Source organism: Streptomyces katrae, assembly GCF_002028425.1.
In the GTDB taxonomy this organism is placed as follows: Bacteria; Actinomycetota; Actinomycetes; order Streptomycetales; family Streptomycetaceae; genus Streptomyces; species Streptomyces katrae_A.
Map to the genome: position 1 here is coordinate 2,639,828 of NZ_CP020042.1, position 20,625 is coordinate 2,660,452.

The window sequence follows — 20,625 nt, forward strand, 5'->3', positions numbered from 1 at the left end:
GCTATTCAGAGCTCCGCCGGCGTTCGAGCCAGTCCCCCGACCGGATCTCGGTCCCCGACCGCGCGAGCCGGAGGGCCAGCGGCGCGGCCGCCAGGTACACCCACGCCAGGACCCGGGTGCCATCGGGCCGGAGGGCCTCGCGCGCGACCCGGTCGTAGAGGTTCCGCGGGCTGCCCGGCCCCACGTACTCCTCCAGCAGGTCGAGCGCTCCCAGCAGCTCCGCGTACGCGTCCGCCGCCGGGGTGATCAGCTCACCGGCTATCACCGAGCCGGCCCGCTCCACCGCGTACGGATAGCCGGGCCCCTCGTACAGCACCGCCCCCGGCAGCCGGGCCGGCTCCTCGGCGGCGGTGCGGCCGCGCAGGAACAGCCGGTGGTTGGCCTCGCCGGGCCGCAGCGTCCCGTAGACGAAGAGCGGCAGGACGCCGCCGGATCCCGGCCGGTCGACCGATGTCACGAGCCCCTCCTTCGGCTACGCCGGACCTGCCCGGCCCGGGCCGAAAGGCCCGTCTTTCCCGTGCACCCCCACCGTACGCACCGCTGTTACACAATCTCCCGGTCGCTGTGACGGTCGCCGATTACTGTCCGATTCATCCCTTTTCCTCACCCCCATGGTTCCCTTCCCATGTCGCGATCACCCCGCCGTCTCCCCCTCGCCGCCCTGCTGCTGTGCGCCGCCGCACCGGCCGCCGGGGGCTGCGCCGCGCCCGGCGGGCTGGCCGCCGGGGAGCCCGTGGCCCCGGCGTCGGCGCAGCCCCAGCCGCAGGCCCTGTGGCCGGCCTGGGCCGACGACTCCCCGAAGTCCCCGGGGGCGGCGACCGGCACCCGGCAGCCCCCGCCGGCGCCGCTGGCGGACGCGCCCGAGGCGGGCCCCGAGGGGCTGACGGCGGTGAAGGCGGCCGAGATCGTCAAGGCGGACCCGCGGATGCGGCTGTTCGCGGACAAGGGGACGATCAGCGCCCCCGGCCGGTCCGGTATCCGCCCGCCCGTCTACCTGGATCTGACGGGGGACGGCCACAAGGAACTGATCGTCGCGGCCGACACCGAGACCGGCCGCACGGCGCTGAGCGTGTACATCGCCCGGGGAAATCGGATCGTGCCCGTCCTGTTCACCCTCGGCCGGCGGATGGCCGCCGAGTCCCTGGGCCCGGACCTGCTGATCCGCACCGCCCCCGACGACGGCTCGGAGCAGGCCGTCCGCTACCACTGGGACGGAGAACGGATGACCGTGGTCAACGAGGAGCGGCGCTACAACAAGACCCTCCCGGGCCCGGACCCCGCCGGGTCCGCACCCGCGGCGGACCGCCGCTCCGGGGGACCCCGGTGAAGCGCCTGCCGGCCCGCTGCCGGCGGCTGCTGCGGGCCCTCGGGCTGCGCTGGAAGATCGCCGCGCTGCTGGCGGCCGGCTGTTCGCTGGTCGCGGTCACCATCGGGGTCCTGATCTACGAGGCCCGGGTGCGCCAGGTCTCCGACGCGGCCCGCAAGGGCGCGACCGAGCAGCTGGTCCGCGTACGGCAGGTCTACGAGCTGACGGGCCGCCTCGACTACGACAAGGTCGGCGAGGCCGACGCCCGGATCGACTGCCCCCAGGTGCCGCAGGAGCTGCGCGCGGCGGCCCTGGACGGCCGCCGGACCACCTACCTCGACCTGTCCGGCGCGGATCCGGCGGTGTGGGCGGCGCGTCCGGTGGGCAGCGGGCACGTGCTGTCGGTGCGGCGCTCGCTGGCCGAGGAGCGGGCCGAGCTGGAGGAGCTGGACGCCCAGCTGCTCGCCTCCGGGACGGGGGTGGTGGCGCTGGCGGCGGTCGGCGGGGCGCTGCTGGCGAGCCGGCTGAGCAAGGACCTGCGGGCGGCGGCCGAGACGGCCCGGCGGATCAGCGCGGGCGACCTGGACGCCCGGATCGGCCCGTCCGGGGCTCCGGGCAGCCGTGACGAGGTGGCCGAACTGTCCTCGGCGGTCGACACGATGGCGGCGAGCCTCCAGCGGCGGCTGGAGGCGGAGCAGCGGTTCACGGCGGACGTGGCGCACGAGCTGCGGACCCCGCTGGCGGGACTGCACACGGCGGCCGAGCTGCTTCCGGCGGGGCGGCCGACGGAGCTGGTACGGGACCGGGTGGCGGCGCTGCGCGCGCTGACGGAGGACCTGCTGGAGGTGGCCCGGCTGGACGGCGACCGGGAGGAGGCCCGGCTGGAGGCACGGCCGCTGGGTCCGCTGGTGGTCTCGATCGCTCGGCGGTCGGGGGTGGCGGCGGAGGTGTCGGGTGCCGGGGAGCCGGGGGAGGGCGGCGGCTCATGGGTGCGTACCGATGCCCGGCGGCTGGAGCGGATCCTGACGAACCTGCTGGTCAACGCCCAGCGGCACGGGCAGGGCCGGATCGCGGTGACGGTGTCCGGGACCTCGGTGACCGTCCGGGACCGGGGGCCGGGCTTCCCGGAGAGCCTGCTGCGGGAGGGGCCGCAGCGGTTCATGACCGGCGCGGCCGAGCGGGGCCAGGGCACGGGGCTGGGGCTGACGATCACCTTCGGGCAGGCCCAGGTGATCGGTGCCGGGGTGCGCCTGTGGAACCCGGCCGACGGGGGCGCGGCGGCGACGGTGACCCTGCCGGAGGCCTGAGGGGGGCGGGTTTCACCCGGACGGGGTGGGGGTGCACGGATGGCCGCGCAGGGCCTCTGACGTGGGCGGATTCCCTTCCCGAAGGCGCCCGGAGCAGGATCTGACAGGGGGTCAGCAGGCGGCTTCGGGGCGGCCCGGTTTTCCTCGAGACACGACCCCGTGTCCCCTGGAGTGACCCATGCGCCGCAGGACCGCCCACGCGCTGACCGCCGCCGCGCTGACCGCCGTCGCCTTCGCCGGCCCGGTCGCGGGAGCGGTGGCCGCCGCGGACCTCGGCATGCCCCCCTTCGCACCCGGGGACTTCGCCGTGCTGGAGGTCTGGCCGAAGTCCGCCGTACCGGGCACCACGGTCACCGTGAACACCAAGGCCTGCGGCTCGGGCAGCCATGCCGAGGGCGACGCCACCACCGTGGGCGGCGGCCGGTTCAAGCTGACCCCGGGCACCCACAAGGAGGTCGTGGCGGGCCAGTTCCAGGTCGCCCGCGACATCCGGCCCGGGAAGTACGGCATCGGCGCCACCTGCGCCGACGGCAAGTTCGCCACCGGCGACCTGGTCGTCACCGAGCACGGCCCCCAGGGGCACGTGCGCACCGGGGTGGGCGGTGGCACCTCCACCACCACCGACCCGGCCAAGATCACGGCGGGAGCGGCAGTGCTGGCCGCGGCCGCCGTCGGCGGTACCTGGCTCCTGCGTCGCCGGGCGAGCGGCACGCGGAGCTGACGGGCGCCCACCGCGGCCGAGGCCGCGGTCCGACCGGTATCGCCCCCCGTCGCCCGCCCCGCGAGGTCCCCCCCGTTCGCGGGGCCGGGCGACGGCCACTCCTGTCAACGGCGAGGCAAGGGGGTACGAGGCATGGCCGGCTTCCCGGGCTTCCGGTGCCTCCGCGTCCTCCGGGCCGTGGGCCCCGGGCGGCGCCACCGCCCCGGCTCCGGCACGGCCCCGGCCGGCGACCCGGGTACGGAATCCCGCCCCGCCGCCGGCCACGGCCCCGGCCGCAGCCACGGCGGAGGCCACGACCGCGGCCATGACATGCGCCCCGGCCGGCCGGGGCGGCGCGGGCAGGCCGGTCTGGTGGCCCTGGCCGCCTGCGTCGGCGTATGGCTCGTCACCAGCGGCTCCGGCGAGACCGTCCGGCCGCCGTTGCCCTCCCCCGCCGACGCCCTGAGCGCGCAGGCCCTCTACCCCGGGAGCATCGACCCGCTGCCCGGCTCCGCGCCGACCCGGATCCGGATCCCGTCCATCCATGTGGACGCCCCGCTCACGGGGCTCGGCCTGGAACACGACGGCAGCCTGGAGGTGCCGCCCCCCGCCCGCGGCGACCTCGCGGGCTGGTACCGGGACGGCATCACCCCGGGCGCGACGGGCACCGCCGTGATCGCGGGCCACGTGGACAACGCGAGCGGCCCGGCGGTCTTCTACCACCTGGGCGCCCTGCACCGGGGCGCCGCGATCGAGGTCGCCCGCACGGACGGGCGCACGGCGGTGTTCACCGTCCACGCGGTCGAGGTCTACGACGCGAAGTCCTTCCCGGACCGCCGCGTGTACGGGCCGTCGCCGCGCGCCGAGCTGCGCGTGATCACCTGTGGCGGCGGCTTCTCCCCGCGCACCGGCTACCAGGGCAACGTGGTCGTCTTCGCCCATCTCACCGGGACCTACTGAAACCGGGCACCCCGCCGCCCCGACCAAGATCATCAAGTTGCAGAATGACCCGTATGTCGATAACGAACACGCCCAGGACAGCCACGCTCGACGACGCCGCGGACATCAGCCGCAGCCTGGCCCGCGCCTTCGCCGACGACCCGATGATGTGCTGGTTCTTCCCCGACGAGAGCACGCGCGAGGAGGGCATGGCCCGGTACTTCGCGACGCTCCACACCCGGCACTACGGCCGCCACGGCGTGTGCGAGCGCACGGACCTGGCCGCGTCCTTCTGGGTGGCACCGGGCGGCCGCGCCCTTCCCGACGACGAGACCCTGGACGAGCTCGCCACCGTGCTCGGCGACCGGGCGGGGGTGTTCCGGGAGGGCATCGTGTCCGCGGCCGAGCACGCGCCCCCGGAGGAGCACTGGTACCTGGCGGTGCTCGGCGCCGACCCGGCCGGCCAGGGCCAGGGGCACGGGGCGGCGCTGCTGCGCTCGGGGCTGGCCCAGGCCGACGCGGCGGGCCTGCCCGTGTACCTGGAGTCCTCCAAGGAGTCCAACGTGCCCTTCTACGAGCACTTCGGCTTCACGGTGCTCGGCGAGGCCCAGCTGCCCGGCGGCGGTCCGACCCTCTGGGTGATGCGCCGCGCCCCGCGCGCCTGACGCACCGGCGGGCGCGCGGCCCCGGGGTCCCGCGCCCGCTCAGCCCCACTGCTCCAGACCGAGCTTGACGACCAGCGCGCCGACCACGGTCAGCAGCACGCCGCGGACGAACCCGCTGCCCTTGCTGAGCGCCATCCGGGCGCCGACCATGCCCCCGGCCAGGTTGAACACGGCCATCAGCGCGGCCAGCTGCCAGAACACCATCCCCTGGTAGGCGAACATCGCCAGCGCCCCGGCGTTGGTGCAGCAGTTGACGATCTTCGCGGTGGCGGAGGCGGTGACCAGGTCGAGGTGGAGCAGGGCGGTGAGGGCCAGCACCAGGAAGGTTCCGGTGCCGGGGCCGATGAGGCCGTCGTAGAAACCGATGCCCAGGCCGGCGAGGGCGATGGTGAGCAGGACCCGCTTGCGCGAGACGGGCGAGGTGGAGGGGGCGGCGCCGAAGCCCGGCTTGAAGATCACGACGGCGGCGACCACCACGAGCACGCCCATGATGAGCGGCCGCATCGTGTCCTTGCTGATCCCGCCGGCCAGGGCGGCCCCGCCCACCGAACCGGCGAGCGCGGCCAGCCCGATCCGGACGGCGAGCTTCACGTCCACCGGGGTCTTGCGCACGTAGGTGACGGCCGCCCCGGCCGTCCCGACGATGGCCACCGCCTTGTTGGTCCCGAGGACGGTGGCGGGCTGGGCGTGCGGGAGGCCGAGCAGGAGCGCGGGCAGGAGCAGCAGTCCGCCGCCGCCCACCACCGCGTCGATCCAGCCGGCCGCCGCGGCGGCCGCGCACAGCACGATGATCATGGTCGTTGATATGTCAGGCACGGTCCCGACCCTAGGGAGCGGATCCGTGCCGGTCCCATCGATCCGGGGAAAGTTGCGCGAAGCTTGAGGTTCACGGGCCGCGGCCGCCCGCCGCCCGCCGCCCGCCGCCCGCCGCCGGAAGCCTCACCGGCCGCCGTGGCGGGCGCTGAGGGCGGCGTTCCGTCCGGGTAACAGGAGCGATGCCGCGGGGAAACAGCCGCCCCGCACGCTCGTTCCATGACCTCGAAGCAGCGTGTGGTGGTGATCGGCGGCGGCCTGGCCGGCCTGCGGCTCGCCGCGCGGCTGGGACCGGCCGCCGCCGTCACCGTCCTCGGCGAGGAGTCCCACGCCCCCTACAACCGGGTCCTGCTCGCGGAGGTGCTGGCCGGGCGGTACGCCCCCGAGGTGGCCGCGCTGCCGGCCTCCGGGCCGGTGCTGCGGCGGGGGGTGCGGGCGGTACGGATCGACCGTGACGTGCGCCGGGTGCACTGCGACGACGGCACAGCCCCGGAGTACGACGTCCTCGTGCTGGCGACCGGCTCGAACCCGGTGCTGCCGCCGCTGCGCGGGCTGTTCCCGCCTAACGGCGGGGAACTCCCGGCCGGGGTGCACGCGTTCCGCACCATGGACGACTGCCTCGCCCTGGACGCGGCCGTACGTCCGGGCGTGCGCGCGGTGGTGATCGGCGGCGGCCTCCTGGGCGTCTCCGCGGCCCGTGCGCTGGCCGCGCGGGGTGCGCAGGTGGTCGTGGCCCAGCAGGCGCAGCGGCTGATGGAGCGGCAGCTCGACGCCGACGCCTCGGCGCTGCTGCGGGAGCACCTCGCGGGGCTGGGCGTGGAGATCCACACCGAGTGCCGCGTCAGGGGCCTGACCACCACCGGGGAGCCGCTGCGCGGCGCTTCCGCCCCGCCCGGCCGGGTCCACCGCCGGGTGACGGGGGTCGAACTCGCGGACGGCTACCGCCTGGCGGCCGACCTCGTCGTCCTCGCCTGCGGCGTCCGCCCCCGCACCGGACTGGCCCGGGCGGCCGGCCTGGAGGTCCGCAAGGGCGTCCTGGTCGACGACCGGCTGCGCACCAGCGACCCGTACGTCCACGCCATCGGCGACTGCGCCGAGCACGCCGGCCGGCTCTACGGCCTGGCCGGGCCGGCCCTGGAGCAGGCCGACGCCCTGGCCGCCACCCTCTCCGGCTCCCCCACCGACTACACCGGCACCCGCGCCCTGACCCGGCTCACCCTCGGCGGCGCCGGCCGCCCGCTCGACCTCGCCGCCTTCGGCGACCCCACCCCGCTGCCCGGCGACGACGTGGTCCGCCTCGCCGACGCCACCCGCCGCACCTACCGCAAGGTCGTCCTGCGCGGCGACCGGCTCGTCGGCGGGGTCCTGCTCGGCGAGCTCTCCACCGTGGGGGCCCTGGCCCGCACCTGGGAGGGCGACGAGTCCCTGGACGCACCGCACGACACGTTCCACCTGCTCACCGACGACGGAGGCCACTGAATGACCGAGCCCCAGCCCGCGATCGTGCTCATCGGGCACGGCATGGTCGGCCAGCGCTACCTGGAGGCGCTCGCCGAACGCGGGGCCACCGCCACCCACCGGGTGACCGTGCTCTGCGAGGAGCCCCGGCCCGCCTACGACCGGGTACACCTCACCTCGTACTTCTCCGGCAGCAGCCCCGAGGAGCTTTCGCTCACCCCGGCCGGCTTCATGGCGGAGCACGGCATCGAGCTGCACCTGGGCGACCCCGCCGAGTCCGTCGACCGCGAGGCCCGTACGGTGACCTCCCGCTCCGGGCGCGTCTTCCCGTACGACGTGCTGGTCCTGGCCACCGGCAGCTACCCGTTCGTCCCGCCCGTCCCCGGCAAGGACGCCCCCGGCTGCTTCGTCTACCGCACCATCGAGGACCTGCTCGCCATCGAGGAGTACGCCGAGGGCCGCACGACCGGCGCCGTCGTCGGCGGCGGCCTGCTCGGGCTGGAGGCGGCCGGCGCCCTGCAGGGCCTCGGACTGTCCACGCACATCGTGGAGTTCGCGCCCCGGCTGATGCCCGTCCAGGTGGACGAGGGCGGCGGCGCGGCGCTGCTGCGGACCATCGAGGAGATGGGCCTGGCCGTGCACACGGGCGTCGGCACCCAGGCGGTGCTGACCGGCGAGGACGGCTCCGTCACCGGGATGAGCCTGTCGGACGGATCGTCCCTCGACACCGAGCTCGTCGTCTTCTCCGCCGGGGTCCGCCCCCGTGACCAGCTCGCCCGTGACTGCGGCCTGGCCGTCGGCGAGCGCGGCGGCGTCACCGTCGACGCCCGCTGCCGCACCTCCGACCCCCGGGTGTACGCGATCGGCGAGTGCGCGCAGGCCGTCGACGGCCGGGTCTACGGCCTGGTCGCGCCCGGCTACGAGATGGCCGAGACCGCCGCCGAGGACCTGCTGGGACGCGAGCGGGAGTTCACCGGCGCCGACCTGTCCACCAAACTGAAGCTGCTCGGCGTGGACGTGGCCTCCTTCGGCGACGCGCACGGCGCGGCCGAGGGCAGCCTGGACGTGGTCTGGTCCGACTCCCGCTCCGGGGTCTACAAGAAGCTCGTCATGTCCGCCGAGGGCGTCCTGCTCGGCGGGGTCCTGGTCGGCGACGCCGACGCCTACGGGCTGCTGCGCCCGCTCACCGGCAGCGTCCCGCCGGTCGCCCCCGAGCAGCTGGTGCTGCCCGCCGGGCTCGGCCCCGCCACGCAGCTGGGGCCGTCCGCGCTGCCCGACACGGCGGTGATCTGCTCCTGCCACAACGTCACCAAGAAGGCCATCACCGCCTGCTCCACCCTGCCCGAGGTCAAGAAGTGCACCAAGGCCGGGACGGGCTGCGGGGGCTGCCTCAAGGTCATCGGGCAGCTGCTGCCGCCCGCCGCCGACCCGGGGCTGTGCGGCTGCTTCCCGTACACCCGGGCCGAGCTGTACGAGATCGTCCGCACCCGGCGCCTCGCCTCGTACCGGGAGCTCCTGGACGGGCACGGCCGGCCGGAGGCCAGGGGAGGCGAGGGCTGCGAGGTCTGCAAGCCCGCCGTCGGCTCCATCATCGCCTCGCTCGCCCCCGCCGTGGGCGCCAGCGGCTACGTCCTCGACGGGGAGCAGGCCGCCCTCCAGGACACCAACGACCACTTCCTGGCGAACCTCCAGCGCAACGGCTCGTACTCGGTCGTCCCGCGCATCCCGGGCGGCGAGATCACCCCGGAGAAGCTGATCGTGATCGGCGAGGTGGCGCGCGACTTCGGCCTGTACACGAAGATCACCGGCGGTCAGCGCATCGACCTGTTCGGGGCGCGCGTGGACCAGCTGCCCGCGATCTGGGCCCGGCTGGTCGACGCCGGCTTCGAGTCCGGGCACGCGTACGGCAAGGCCCTGCGGACGGTGAAGTCCTGCGTGGGGCAGACCTGGTGCCGCTACGGGGTCCAGGACAGCGTGCGGATGGCCATCGACCTGGAGCTGCGCTACCGGGGCCTGCGCGCCCCGCACAAGCTGAAGTCGGCGGTGTCCGGCTGCGCCCGCGAGTGCGCGGAGGCGCAGAGCAAGGACTTCGGGGTCATCGCGACGGCCAACGGCTGGAACCTCTACGTCGGCGGCAACGGCGGGGCCGTCCCGCGCCACGCCGACCTCCTCGCGCAGGACCTCTCCGACGCCGAACTGGTGCGCCTCATCGACCGGTTCCTGATGTTCTACATCCGCACCGCCGACCGGCTGGAGCGCACCTCCGCGTGGCTGGAGCGGCTGGAGGGGGGCCTGGAGCACCTGCGGGACGTGGTGGTGCACGACTCGCTGGGGCTGTGCGCGGAGCTGGAGTCGCTGATGGCCGAGCACGTGGCGCACTACCGCGACGAGTGGGCCGAGACCCTGCGGGACCCGGACCGGCTGCGGCGGTTCGTGTCCTTCGTGAACGCGCCCGGCGCCCCCGACCCGACCGTGCGGTTCGTCCCCGAACGCGGCCAGGTCAAGCCCGACCTGGCCGTCCTGACCCTTGGAGGTCCCGTCCGATGACCGTGGAACTGCGGGTGGCCGAAGGCTGGCTGACGGTGTGCGAGCTGTCCTCACTCACCCCCGGGCGCGGGGTGGCGGCCCTGCTCCCGGACGGGAACCAGGCCGCGGTGTTCGTCGACCGCGCGGGGCGCCCGTACGCGATCGGCAACCAGGACCCCTTCACCGGCGCGCAGGTGCTCTCGCGCGGGCTGGTGGGCTGGTCGGCGGGCCGGCCGTTCGTGGCCTCGCCGCTGCTGAAGCAGCGCTTCGACCTGGAGTCGGGGCGCTGCCTGGACGACGAGGAGGTGGCGGTCCGGACCTACCCGGTGCGGACCGCCGCGACCTCGTGAGGCGGAGGGTCAGCCCTGGACCACGGACGGGTCCATCCACATGATCTCCCAGGTGTGGCCGTCGAGGTCGTCGAAGGCCCGGCCGTACATGACGCCGTGGTCCTGGGCGGGGCGGGGCTCGGTGGCCCCGGCGCCCAGCGCCGCGTCGACCAGCTCGTCGACCGCGTCGCGGCTCGCGGCGCTGAGACAGAGCAGCACCTCGGAGGTGGTCCGCGCGTCCGCGATGGCCTTGTGGGTGAAGTCCTTGTAGCGGCCGTGGGTCAGGAACATCGCGGCGATGGTGTCGGTGATGGGCATCGCGGCGCAGTTCTCGTCGGTGAACTGGGCGTTGAAGGAGTAGCCGAGCTTGCCCCAGAACGCCTTGGTGGCCTCCAGGTCGCTGACGGGCAGGTTGACGAAGATCATGGTGGAGGACATCCCGGTGTCTCTTCTCTCCGCTGGGGCGGGCCGCGCGGTGCGCGCGCTCCGTTCGTTGCTGTCGAGAGGTAGACCGGGGGCGGCGCGGGAACTCATCGCCGCGCGCGGGGATTTCTTCGATTTTTCTCTGCGGAGCACGAAACCGCAGGTCAGGGTCGGTGCCTGGGCGGCGGTCGGTGGACCGCCGCCCAGGTGAACCGATCCTTCAGGAGACCACCGCGCCGCCCTTGAGGAGGGCCGCGCCCAGCGGGGTCACCGTGTGCAGGACCGCGTTGCCGTGGCGCAGGGTGGTCACCAGGCCCGCCTCGCGCATCACGCAGGCGTGCTGGCTCGCCGAGGCCAGGGAGACCCCGGCGCGGCGGGCCAGTTCGCTGGTGGTGGCCCCGTCCCCGATGGCGCGCAGCACCACCGAGCGGGTGTGGCCCACCAGCTTGCCCAGGGTGCGCTGGCGCTGCTCCTCGGCCGGCCGGGCGTACTCCCCGCCGGCTCCGGCGCCGGCCAGCTGGGCGGCGGCCGGGTAGACCAGCACGGGCGGCAGCTGCGGGTCGTGGAGGGTCACCGCGGTGCGCCGGCAGAAGAACGACGGCTGGAGCAGCAGCCCGCGCCCCCGCAGCCGTACGTCCCGGTCCACCGGGTACTCGCACTCCAGCACCGGCGCCCGCCAGCGCAGCATCGGCGGCAGGGAGGCCAGCAGCTCGTCCGCGCCCCCGTCGAGGAGGGCGCGCCCGCGTGCGGCCCGCTCGGCCTCGATCTGGGCCTGGATGTGCGTCCAGTACGGTTCCACGGCCGCACGGTGGTAGCCGCGCAGCTCGGCCAGCAGCCGGGGCAGGTACTTGGTGCCGCCGTCCATGAACTCCCGCAGCCGGGCCGGCGGCGGGGTCCCGAAGGCCGCGCCGAAGCCCGCGGCGGCGCCCGCGCCCACGAGGGAGAGCTCGTGGCGCAGCCGGTCCCCGGGGAGCCCGCGCAGGGCGTCGAGGCCGACGTCCCACCCGTACTGGCCCTCGGAGGGGGTCAGGAAATCGGGGAAATAGCCGCGAGCCGGTATGAGTGCGCTCAGCAGCCTTGTTTCACCATTCAACCGGCTCCGGGCTTCCGTACGCCATTCGCCGAACAGCCGGGCGTCACGCCGGTCTCTTAAGCGATGAAAACTAAGAATCGTTTCCCACAACGCATCGGGACGCCCTGCCATCCGTACGCGTGCCAGGTCCACTCCAGTGAAATGGATACGCAGCACCGAACCCCCACCTGTGCAACCGCAATCCCCCCGCCCCATGAGTATGCATGCCGTCACACGTGGTCACCACGCCCTTTCGGCCACAGTTGAAACCCCTTTCGGCAGGGGCGTGACAAGCGAAATCCTGTACTCCGCCAGGCACACTCCGGCGCGACCGAAACGCTCCGTGAAGGCCGTGGGGGGCTTTGCGGGGCCTGGCGGTCGGTCGCACCGGGAAGCGCCGACGTGCCTGGCGGATAGGCGGCAGGCGGCGGACGGGTGGGGATCCGTCCGCCGCCTGGCGCCGTAATGACTTCGTTGAATATTCGCGAAACCCGGCCGGGCGAGGCGCAGGGGGCTTCCGAATAGATGGAAGCGCCCGCCCCCGGCAGTCAGGGAACCGGGGGCGGGCGCTGTCGGGGGAGCCGGGCTCAGCGGCTGTCGGAGCCCTTGGCCTCGGCGGCGGCACGGCCGGCCTCCAGGCGCGCCACCGGGATCCGGAACGGCGAGCAGGAGACGTAGTCGAGGCCGACCTCGTGGAAGAAGTGCACCGACTCGGGGTCGCCGCCGTGCTCGCCGCAGACGCCGAGCTTGAGGTCGGGACGGGTGGCCCGGCCCTGCTCGACCGCGTAGCGCACGAGGGAGCCGACGCCGTCCTTGTCGATGGTCTCGAAGGGCGAGACCCCGAAGATGCCCTTCTCCAGGTAGGCGGTGAAGAAGCTGGCCTCGACGTCGTCGCGGGAGAAGCCCCACACCGTCTGGGTCAGGTCGTTCGTGCCGAAGGAGAAGAACTGCGCGGCCTCGGCGATCTGGGCGGCGGTCAGCGCGGCGCGCGGCAGCTCGATCATCGTGCCGATGCTCAGCTTGAGGCTGGTGCCGGTGGCGGCCTCGACCTCGGCGATGATCGCGTCGGCCTCCTCGCGGACGATCTCCAGCTCCTGGACGGTGCCGACGAGCGGGACCATGATCTCGGCGCGCGGGTCGCCCTTGGCGTTCTTGCGCTCGGCGGCGGCCTCGGCGATCGCCCGGACCTGCATGGCGAACAGGCCGGGGATGACCAGGCCGAGACGGACGCCGCGCAGACCCAGCATCGGGTTCTGCTCGTGCAGCTTGTGCACGGCCTGGAGCAGGCGCAGGTCGTTCTCGTTGGCGTCCTGGCGGGACTCGGCGAGGGCGACGCGCACCGACAGCTCGGTGATGTCGGGCAGGAACTCGTGCAGCGGCGGGTCGAGGAGGCGGACGGTGACGGGCAGGCCGTCCATCGCCTCGAACAGCTCGACGAAGTCCTTCTTCTGGAGCGGCAGGAGGGCACTGAGTGCCTCGTCGCGCTCGGAGTCGGTGTCCGCGAGGATCAGGCGCTCGACCATCTCGCGGCGCTCGCCGAGGAACATGTGCTCGGTGCGGCACAGGCCGATGCCCTGGGCGCCGAAGCGGCGGGCGCGCAGCGCGTCCTCGGCGTTGTCGGCGTTGGCGCGCACCCGCAGGCGGCGGACGCGGTCGGCGTAGGCCATGATCCGGTGCACGGCGCCGACCAGCTCGTCGGCGTCGTCGGCGCCGGCGTGCATGCGGCCCTCGAAGTACTCGACGACCGGGGACGGCACGACGGGTACCTCGCCGAGGTAGACCTTGCCGGTGGAGCCGTCGATGGAGACGACGTCGCCCTCTTCGATGACCTGCCCGCCGACCGTCATCCGGCGGCGCTTGGTGTCGACGTCGAGCTCCTCGGCGCCGCAGACGCAGGTCTTGCCCATGCCGCGGGCGACGACGGCGGCGTGCGAGGTCTTGCCGCCGCGCGAGGTCAGGATGCCCTCGGAGGCGATCATGCCGTCGAGGTCGTCGGGGTTGGTCTCGCGGCGGATCAGGATGACCTTCTCGCCGGAGCGGGACCACTTGACGGCCGTGTAGGAGTCGAAGACGGCCTTGCCGACCGCCGCGCCAGGGGAGGCGGCGATGCCGCGGCCCAGGAGGGTGGTCTTGGCGGACTCGTCGAAGCGGGGGAACATCAGCTGCGCCAGCTGGGCGCCGGTGACGCGCTGGAGGGCCTCGGCCTCGGAGATCAGGCCCTGGTCCACGAGCTGGGTGGCGATGCGGAAGGCGGCGCCGGCGGTGCGCTTGCCGACGCGGGTCTGGAGCATCCACAGCTGGCCGCGCTCGATGGTGAACTCGATGTCGCAGAGGTCCTTGTAGTGGGTCTCCAGCTTCGTCATGATCGCCATGAGCTGGTCGTACGAGGCCTTGTCGATGGTCTCCAGGTCCGCGAGCGGGACGGTGTTGCGGATGCCCGCGACGACGTCCTCGCCCTGGGCGTTCTGCAGGTAGTCGCCGTAGACCCCGGCGTGGCCGCTGGCGGGGTCGCGGGTGAAGGCGACGCCGGTGCCCGAGTCGGGGCCGAGGTTGCCGAAGACCATGGAGCAGACGTTGACGGCGGTGCCCAGGTCGCCGGGGATGCGCTCCTGGCGGCGGTAGAGCTTGGCGCGGTCGGTGTTCCAGGAGTTGAAGACGGCCTCGACGGCGAGGTCGAGCTGCTCGCGGGCGTCCTGCGGGAACTCGCGGCCGGCCTCCTTCGCGACGATCTTCTTGAAGGCCTTGACCAGCTTCTTGAGGTCGGCGGCGTCGAGGTCGGTGTCGACGGTGACCTTCTTGGCGGCCTTGGCCTCGTCGAGGGCGTCCTCGAAGAGCTCGCCCTCGACGCCGAGGACGGTCTTGCCGAACATCTGGATCAGGCGGCGGTACGAGTCCCAGGCGAAGCGCTCGTTGTCGGCCTGGGCGGCGAGGCCGACCACGGACTCGTCGGAGAGGCCGATGTTGAGGACCGTGTCCATCATGCCGGGCATGGAGAACTTGGCGCCGGAGCGCACGGAGACCAGGAGCGGGTCGTCCGACTGGCCGAGCTTCTTGCCCATCTTCGTCTCGAGGGCGGCGAGGTGCGCGCTGACCTCGTCGCGCAGCTCGGCCGGGGCCGAGCCGCTTTCGAGGTAGACCTTGCAGGCCTCGGTGGTGATGGTGAAGCCGGGAGGGACCGGGAGACCGAGGTTGGTCATCTCGGCGAGGTTGGCCCCCTTGCCGCCGAGAAGGTCCTTGAGGTCCCGGTTGCCCTCGGTGAAGTCGTAGACGAACTTCTGATCTTTGTTTTCCGACACGGGTCTCGACTCCTCGAGGACTCGGGTGGCTGCCCTGACGGCCAGGAACATACCCAGATCGAAGGCTTATCGGTACGTCCACTTGGCGGTCATGGGGCCGTAACCACCCGTGCGCCACCGTATCGAAAGTAACCGGTCGGTAATGAGAACCTACCCACAGGGTTCACATCCCGAAGGTGGAGAGGCCCAGAACGGCTTGATCACGCTCGGATGAGCGATCATCGATACATTTGCGTTCAAGTCTTGAACGCACAAAGGGTGGCACCCAGTGCCACCCTTTGGAAGTCTTACCCGTGACGTGCGCGCTCATCTGAGCGAAACCTCTCCCATGCGTGGCGTATATCACGCGCCGCGCAGGGCGATTTGTCAGCCTCCGGACGTGTCCAGCTCCGCGTCCTCGCTCACACCGGCGCAGTCGTACGGATCCTTCAGCCAGCCGTCCGGCAGGACAACCCGGTTGTTTCCGGACGTCCGGCCGCGCGGGCCGTCCGCGCTCTCGGGCCACGCCTGGTCCAGGTCGAGCTCGCTCAGATGAGCGTCCAGTTCGGCCAGGGAGGAGACGACCGCCAGCTTCCCGCGCATCTCCGAGCCCACGGAGAACCCCTTGAGGTACCAGGCGACGTGCTTACGGAAGTCGATCACCCCGCGCGCCTCGTCCCCGATCCACTCCCCCAGCAGCTGCGCGTGGCGCAGCATGGTGCGCTTGACCTCGCGCAGCGTGGGCCTGTGGAAGTCCTCGGGGCGCCCCTCGAAGGCCGCCACCAGGTCGTTGAAGAGCCACGGGCGGCCCAGGCAGCCGCGCCCCACGACCACGCCGTCGCAGCCGGTCTCGCGGACCATGCGCAGGGCGTCCTCGGCGCACCAGATGTCGCCGTTGCCGAGCACCGGGATCTCCGGGACGTGCTCCTTGAGGCGGGCGATGGCCTCCCAGTCGGCGGTGCCGCCGTAGTGCTGGGCGGTGGTGCGGCCGTGCAGGGCGATGGCGGTGACCCCCTCCTCGACGGCGATCCGGCCGGCGTCGAGGTAGGTGAGGTGGTCGTCGTCGATGCCCTTGCGCATCTTCATGGTCACCGGCAGGTCGCCGGCGCCCGCGACGGCCTCGCGGAGGATGGCGCGCAGCAGGTGCCGCTTGTAGGGCAGGGCCGAGCCGCCGCCCTTGCGCGTGACCTTGGGGACCGGGCAGCCGAAGTTGAGGTCGATGTGGTCGGCGCGGTCCTCCTCGACGATCATGCGGACCGCCTTGCCGACCGTCACGGGGTCCACCCCGTACAGCTGAATCGACCGCGGCTTTTCGGTCGCGTCGAAGTGGATCAGCTGCATGGTCTTCTCGTTGCGCTCGACCAGGGCGCGGGTCGTGATCATCTCGCTCACGAACAGCCCCTTGCCGCCCGAGAACTCGCGGCAGAGGGTCCGGAAGGGGGCGTTGGTGATGCCGGCCATCGGCGCGAGCACCACCGGGGGCTGCACGGTGTGCGGGCCGATCGCGAGGGGGGCGGGAAGCGTGGTCATCCCCCCATTGTCCCGCAGCGCCGTTCCCTACTTATTCGTACGCTCGGCGGTATGCATCACATGAGTGGCGTGGATCACCGGAGCCGTCGGCACCGCCTGCTCGTCCTGGGCATCTGCTGCATGAGCCTGCTGATCGTCAGCCTGGACAACACCGTCCTGAACGTGGCCCTGCCGGCGATGCGCCGCGAGTTCGACGCGTCGGTCTCGGGGATGCAGTGGACGATCGACGCCTACACCCTGGTCATCGCCTCGCTGCTGATACTGGCCGGGGCCACGGCGGACCGGATCGGGCGGCGGAAGGTCTTCGCCTGGGGGCTGGTGCTGTTCACGGCGGGATCGGTGCTGTGCTCCCTGGCGCCCGGGCTGCACTGGCTGATCGTCTTCCGGATGGTCCAGGCCGTCGGCGGGGCCATGCTCAACCCCGTCGCCATGTCGATCATCACCAACACCTTCACCGACCCGAAGGAGCGCGCCCGCGCCATCGGCGTCTGGGGCGCGGTGGTCGGCATCTCCATGGCCGCCGGACCGCTGATCGGCGGGCTGCTGGTGGACTCGGTGGGCTGGCGGTCGATCTTCTGGGTCAACCTGCCCGTCGGGCTGGCCGCCCTGGCGCTGACCCTGCGGTTCGTGCCGGAGTCCCGCTCCGAGCGGCCGCGGCGGCCGGACCCGGTGGGGCAGCTCCTCGTCGTGGTGCTGCTGGGCGGGGTGACCTACGCGATCATCGAGGCGCCGGCCGAGGGCTGGAACTCCCCGCCGATCCTGGCGTGCGCGCTGGGGGCCGCGGCCGCGCTGGGCGGGCTGCTGTTCTACGAGTCCCGGCGCAAGGACCCGCTGATCGACCCCCGGTTCTTCCGCAGCGCCCCGTTCAGCGGGGCGACCGTGATCGCGGTGAGCACCTTCGCCTCGCTCTCCGGGTTCCTCTTCCTGACCACCCTCTACCTCCAGGAGGTGCGGGGGCTGAACGCGCTGGACGCGGGGCTGCACATGCTGCCGATGGCCGCGATGGCCTTCCTGTGCGCGCCGGTCTCCGGGCGGCTGGTGGCCAGCCACGGGCCGCGGCCCTCGCTGCTGGTGTCGGGGGTGGCCATGGGCGCGAGCGGGCTGCTGTTCGCGGCGTTCTCGGCGGAGGCCTCCACTCCGCTGATGTTCACCGGGTACGTCCTCTTCGGCATCGGCTTCGGCCTGGTCAACGCCCCGATCACCAATACGGCGCTGTCCGGGATGCCGCGTTCCCAGGCGGGGGTGGCGGCCGCGGTGGCCTCCACCAGCCGGCAGACCGGCGGGGCGCTGGGCGTGGCGGTGATAGGGGCGGTGCTGGCGGCCGGGACCTCGGGCGGCGCCGACTTCGCGACGGCGACCCGGCCCGCGTGGTGGATCATCACCGGCTGCGCGCTCGTGGTGCTGGTCGTCGGGGCCCTCACCACCGGCCCGTGGGCCCATGCCACCGCGCTGCGGACGGCGCGGGCCCTGGAGCCGTCGCCCTCCACCCCCTCCGCTCCCCCCTCTCCCCCGCCGGGGCAGGCGCCGGGCCCCCGGATGGACGGCGGGCTGCCCCCGGCTCCCGGTCCGGCTCCGGCGGGCTGAGCCGCCGCCCGCGGGGCGCCCTTGACCTGTGCACCGTTCCGCACCCCGGTCAGCCCATCGGGTGACAGATATTGAAATCTGTCATCGGTCATGCCATTCTCATTCCATGACCACGAACGAGAACACCTCCGCATCCGTCTCCGCATCCGACTCCGCATCCGACTCCGCGTTCACCGCCGCGACCGCCCGCCGGCTCGGGGCCACCGGCCCGTCCGTCTTCCCCCTGGGGCTGGGCTGCATGGGCATGTCCGCCCTCTACGGCGAGGCCGACCGGGCCGAGTCCATCGCCACGATCCACGCCTTCCTGGAAGCGGCCCCCGAGGGCATGAACACGCTCCTGGACACCGGCGACTTCTACGGCATGGGCCACAACGAGCTGCTGATCAACGAGGCCCTGCGCACCGCCCCGGCCGCCGCCCGCGAGCAGGCGCTGACCAGCGTCAAGTTCGGCGCCCTGCGGACCGTCGAGGGCGGGTTCACCGGGTACGACGGGCGGCCCGCGGCCGTGAAGAACTTCCTGGCCTACTCGCTCCAGCGGCTCGGCCGGGACCACATCGACGTCTACCGGATCGCCCGCGTCGACCCCGACGTCCCGATCGAGGAGACCGTCGGCGCCATCGCCGAGGCCGTGCAGGCGGGGCACGTGAGGCACATCGGGCTCTCCGAGGTCGGCGCGGACACCCTGCGCCGGGCCGCAGCGGTGGCCCCGATCTCGGACCTTCAGATCGAGTACTCGCTGATCTCCCGCGGCATCGAGGACCGGATCCTGCCGACGGCCCGCGAGCTCGGCATAGGCGTGACGGCCTACGGGGTGCTGTCGCGCGGCCTGATCAGCGGACACTTCAGCCGTGACCGCGCCCTCGCGCCCGGCGACTTCCGCGGGATGAGCCCCCGCTTCCAGGGCGAGAACCTGGCGCGCAACCTCGACCTGGTCGAGGCCCTGCGCAAGGTCGCCGGGGAGAAGGGCGTGAGCGTCGCCCAGATCGCGATCGCCTGGGTGCTCGCCCAGGGTCCGCTCCGCGGCGTCGACATCGTGCCCCTGGTGGGCGCCCGCCGCCGGGACCGGCTGACCGAGGCCCTGGGTGCGCTGCGGATAGAGCTGACCGACGCCGACCTGGCCGCGATCGAGGCGGCGGTGCCGGCCGGGGCCGCGTCCGGCGACCGGTACCCGGCCGCGCAGATGGCCCACCTCGACAGCGAGCACTGAGCTGGCGGTACGGTCGACCCATGCCTTCCGCTTCAGCCGAGCCCCTGACCCCCGAGCGCATCCTCGAGACCACCGAGGAAGTGCTGCGCCGCTTCGGCCCGACCAAGGCCACCGTGGTGGACGTGGCGCGCGCCCTGGGCGTCAGCCACGGCAGCGTCTACCGGCACTTCCCCTCGAAGGCGGCGCTACGGGAGGCCGTGACCGACCGCTGGCTCGCCAAGAGCGTGGTCATGCTGGAGGGAATCGCCTCGGCGCCGGGCGAGGCGGCCCCCTCCAAGCTGGAGTCCTGGCTGGAGGCCCTGTTCGAGGCCAAGCGCCACAAGGCGGGCGACGACCCGGAGCTCTTCGCGACCTACACGGTGCTGCTGGCCGAGAACAGCGGGGTGGTCGACGCCCACCTCACGGAGCTGATCAACCAGCTGACCCGGATCATCGCCGAGGGCGTCGCCGCCGGCACCCTGGCCGCGCCCGACGTGCCGGCCGCCGCGCGCGCCGTCTTCGACGCCACCGGCCGCTTCCATGATCCCCAGTACGTGGCGGAGTGGCTCTCCCCCACGATCACGGCGGAGTTCGAGGCCGTCGTCGGGCTGGTCATCAGGGGCCTGCGCGCCTGAACTGGCGCGACTGCGCACCCCGTTGTGCGGAATAAGACCCTCCGCACAGCTTGGTGATCATTTTGAGCCGTATCGACTTGTACATGTCACTGACAGTTCTTTACGGTCCCCCTACCGCACTACACGTTCCAGGGGGAACCTTGTCCACGGCAGCAGTACAGCCCTCACCTCCCGCACGCTCCGGCGGAGCCGCCGCCATCGGCTTGATCCTGACGATCGCGCTCAGCATCGTCGCGCCGATCGTCACCTACAACACGCTCGTCGACGACCACGGGTGGAGCGAGGCCTCGGCCCTGCTCGTCAGTGGCGCCTGGCCGGTCCTCGACAGCGCCATCATGGTGGCCTGGCGGCGCAAGCTGGACGAGTTCGCCATGGTCACCCTGGTGTTCCTGGCGATCACGGCCGCCGTCTCCCTCATCGGCACCCACTCCACCCGGGCCCTGCTGGTCAAGGACTCCGCCGTCACCGGGCTGTTCGGGCTGCTGTGCCTGGCCACGCTGCTGGCGCCGCGTCCGCTGATGTTCTACTTCGGCCGGAAGTTCGGCACGGACGGCACCCCGGCGGGCGTGGCGTACTACAACAACCTGTGGCGGTTCGAGGGCTTCCGCAACGCCCAGCGCCGCATGACCCTCGTCTGGGGCGTGGTCTCCCTGATCGAGGCGGCCGTCCGGATCGTCCTGTCGTGCGTCCTGGACACCTCCACCATGGTGACCATCAGCCCGTTCATGATCTACGGCACGCTCGGCGGCCTGGCCCTGTGGACCGTCGGCTTCGTCAAGCGCACCAAGGCGGAGGGCGAGAAGCGCGCCGCCGCCGCGGCCGCCCCGGCCGGGGGCGCCGCGGCCTGACGGCCGCACCCGCGAAAAGACCGGTGGCC

The 20,625-nt window shown here is 73.1% G+C and carries 18 protein-coding genes; 12 read left to right on the forward strand and 6 right to left on the reverse strand.

Features of this window, described 5'->3' with window-relative positions; genetic code table 11:
* Position 1: 1 nt before the first annotated feature.
* Positions 2 to 457, reverse strand: a complete 456-nt coding sequence (locus B4U46_RS11905) for a gamma-glutamylcyclotransferase family protein (protein ID WP_079426763.1) — start codon at positions 455 to 457, stop codon at positions 2 to 4.
* A 168-nt stretch (positions 458 to 625) separates the two neighbouring features.
* Here B4U46_RS11905 and B4U46_RS11910 point away from each other — a divergent pair, with 168 nt between their 5' ends.
* The 5 genes from B4U46_RS11910 (at position 626) to B4U46_RS11930 (ending at position 4,917) form a co-directional block, all read left to right on the forward strand.
* Positions 626 to 1,327 carry a hypothetical protein gene (locus tag B4U46_RS11910; protein ID WP_185117274.1) on the forward strand — a complete coding sequence of 234 codons (702 nt, stop codon included), beginning with the start codon at positions 626 to 628 and terminating at the stop codon, positions 1,325 to 1,327.
* Positions 1,324 to 2,613, forward strand: a complete 1,290-nt coding sequence (locus B4U46_RS39875) for a sensor histidine kinase (protein ID WP_257790350.1) — start codon at positions 1,324 to 1,326, stop codon at positions 2,611 to 2,613. The genes B4U46_RS11910 and B4U46_RS39875 overlap by 4 nt, the downstream gene beginning before the upstream one ends.
* A 178-nt stretch (positions 2,614 to 2,791) precedes the next feature.
* On the forward strand, positions 2,792 to 3,334 hold the full coding sequence (locus B4U46_RS11920; RefSeq protein WP_237292822.1) for a hypothetical protein: 543 nt from the start codon (positions 2,792 to 2,794) through the stop codon (positions 3,332 to 3,334).
* A 309-nt stretch (positions 3,335 to 3,643) separates the two neighbouring features.
* The gene (locus B4U46_RS11925; RefSeq protein WP_079431715.1) at positions 3,644 to 4,273 is read left to right on the forward strand and encodes a class F sortase; all 630 of its coding nucleotides are present in this window, start codon (positions 3,644 to 3,646) and stop codon (positions 4,271 to 4,273) included.
* Positions 4,274 to 4,317: 44 nt separating this feature from the next.
* Positions 4,318 to 4,917: a GNAT family N-acetyltransferase gene (locus B4U46_RS11930; RefSeq protein ID WP_079426765.1), complete on the forward strand. Its 600-nt coding sequence runs from the start codon at positions 4,318 to 4,320 to the stop codon at positions 4,915 to 4,917.
* Between the two features lie 39 nt (positions 4,918 to 4,956).
* Here B4U46_RS11930 and B4U46_RS11935 read toward each other — a convergent pair whose 3' ends face one another.
* Complete coding sequence (locus B4U46_RS11935; RefSeq protein WP_079426768.1) at positions 4,957 to 5,733, reverse strand: sulfite exporter TauE/SafE family protein; 777 nt, start codon at positions 5,731 to 5,733, stop codon at positions 4,957 to 4,959.
* 216 nt (positions 5,734 to 5,949) lie between these two features.
* Between B4U46_RS11935 and B4U46_RS11940 the strand changes: the two genes are divergently transcribed.
* From B4U46_RS11940 to nirD, 3 genes are read left to right on the forward strand one after another with little or no spacing between them, the layout of a single operon-like run.
* Entirely contained in the window at positions 5,950 to 7,209 is a 1,260-nt protein-coding gene (locus tag B4U46_RS11940) for an NAD(P)/FAD-dependent oxidoreductase (protein ID WP_079426770.1), read from the forward strand.
* Complete coding sequence (gene nirB, locus B4U46_RS11945) at positions 7,210 to 9,735, forward strand: nitrite reductase large subunit NirB (RefSeq protein ID WP_079426772.1); 2,526 nt, start codon at positions 7,210 to 7,212, stop codon at positions 9,733 to 9,735.
* Positions 9,732 to 10,064, forward strand: coding sequence for a nitrite reductase small subunit NirD (gene nirD / locus B4U46_RS11950; RefSeq protein WP_079426774.1), 333 nt, complete (start codon positions 9,732 to 9,734; stop codon positions 10,062 to 10,064). Before nirB ends, nirD begins: the two co-directional genes overlap by 4 nt.
* Before the next feature lie 9 nt (positions 10,065 to 10,073).
* Here the strand turns inward: nirD and B4U46_RS11955 are convergent, their stop codons facing one another.
* From B4U46_RS11955 to dusB, 4 genes are all read right to left on the reverse strand, one after another.
* A complete protein-coding gene (locus B4U46_RS11955) occupies positions 10,074 to 10,481 on the reverse strand; it encodes a VOC family protein (RefSeq protein ID WP_079426776.1) in 408 nt (135 codons plus the stop codon).
* Positions 10,482 to 10,686: 205 nt separating this feature from the next.
* Positions 10,687 to 11,715: an ArsR/SmtB family transcription factor gene (locus B4U46_RS11960; protein ID WP_079426778.1), complete on the reverse strand. Its 1,029-nt coding sequence runs from the start codon at positions 11,713 to 11,715 to the stop codon at positions 10,687 to 10,689.
* 410 nt (positions 11,716 to 12,125) lie between these two features.
* Entirely contained in the window at positions 12,126 to 14,834 is a 2,709-nt protein-coding gene (gene ppdK, locus B4U46_RS11965) for a pyruvate, phosphate dikinase (protein WP_079426780.1), read from the reverse strand.
* A gap of 366 nt (positions 14,835 to 15,200) precedes the next feature.
* Positions 15,201 to 16,343 carry a tRNA dihydrouridine synthase DusB gene (gene dusB, locus B4U46_RS11970; RefSeq protein WP_185117275.1) on the reverse strand — a complete coding sequence of 381 codons (1,143 nt, stop codon included), beginning with the start codon at positions 16,341 to 16,343 and terminating at the stop codon, positions 15,201 to 15,203.
* A gap of 51 nt (positions 16,344 to 16,394) precedes the next feature.
* Between dusB and B4U46_RS11975 the strand changes: the two genes are divergently transcribed.
* The 4 genes from B4U46_RS11975 to B4U46_RS11990 all read left to right on the forward strand — a co-directional run bounded on the left by B4U46_RS11975 (position 16,395) and on the right by B4U46_RS11990 (position 20,596).
* Positions 16,395 to 17,927 carry an MFS transporter gene (locus tag B4U46_RS11975; protein WP_398908326.1) on the forward strand — a complete coding sequence of 511 codons (1,533 nt, stop codon included), beginning with the start codon at positions 16,395 to 16,397 and terminating at the stop codon, positions 17,925 to 17,927.
* Between the two features lie 106 nt (positions 17,928 to 18,033).
* Positions 18,034 to 19,134, forward strand: a complete 1,101-nt coding sequence (locus B4U46_RS11980) for an aldo/keto reductase (RefSeq protein ID WP_079426786.1) — start codon at positions 18,034 to 18,036, stop codon at positions 19,132 to 19,134.
* Between the two features lie 20 nt (positions 19,135 to 19,154).
* The gene (locus tag B4U46_RS11985; RefSeq protein WP_079426788.1) at positions 19,155 to 19,748 is read left to right on the forward strand and encodes a TetR family transcriptional regulator; all 594 of its coding nucleotides are present in this window, start codon (positions 19,155 to 19,157) and stop codon (positions 19,746 to 19,748) included.
* 140 nt (positions 19,749 to 19,888) lie between these two features.
* Positions 19,889 to 20,596, forward strand: coding sequence for a VC0807 family protein (locus tag B4U46_RS11990; RefSeq protein ID WP_167747582.1), 708 nt, complete (start codon positions 19,889 to 19,891; stop codon positions 20,594 to 20,596).
* The last annotated feature ends 29 nt before the right edge of the window (positions 20,597 to 20,625 follow it).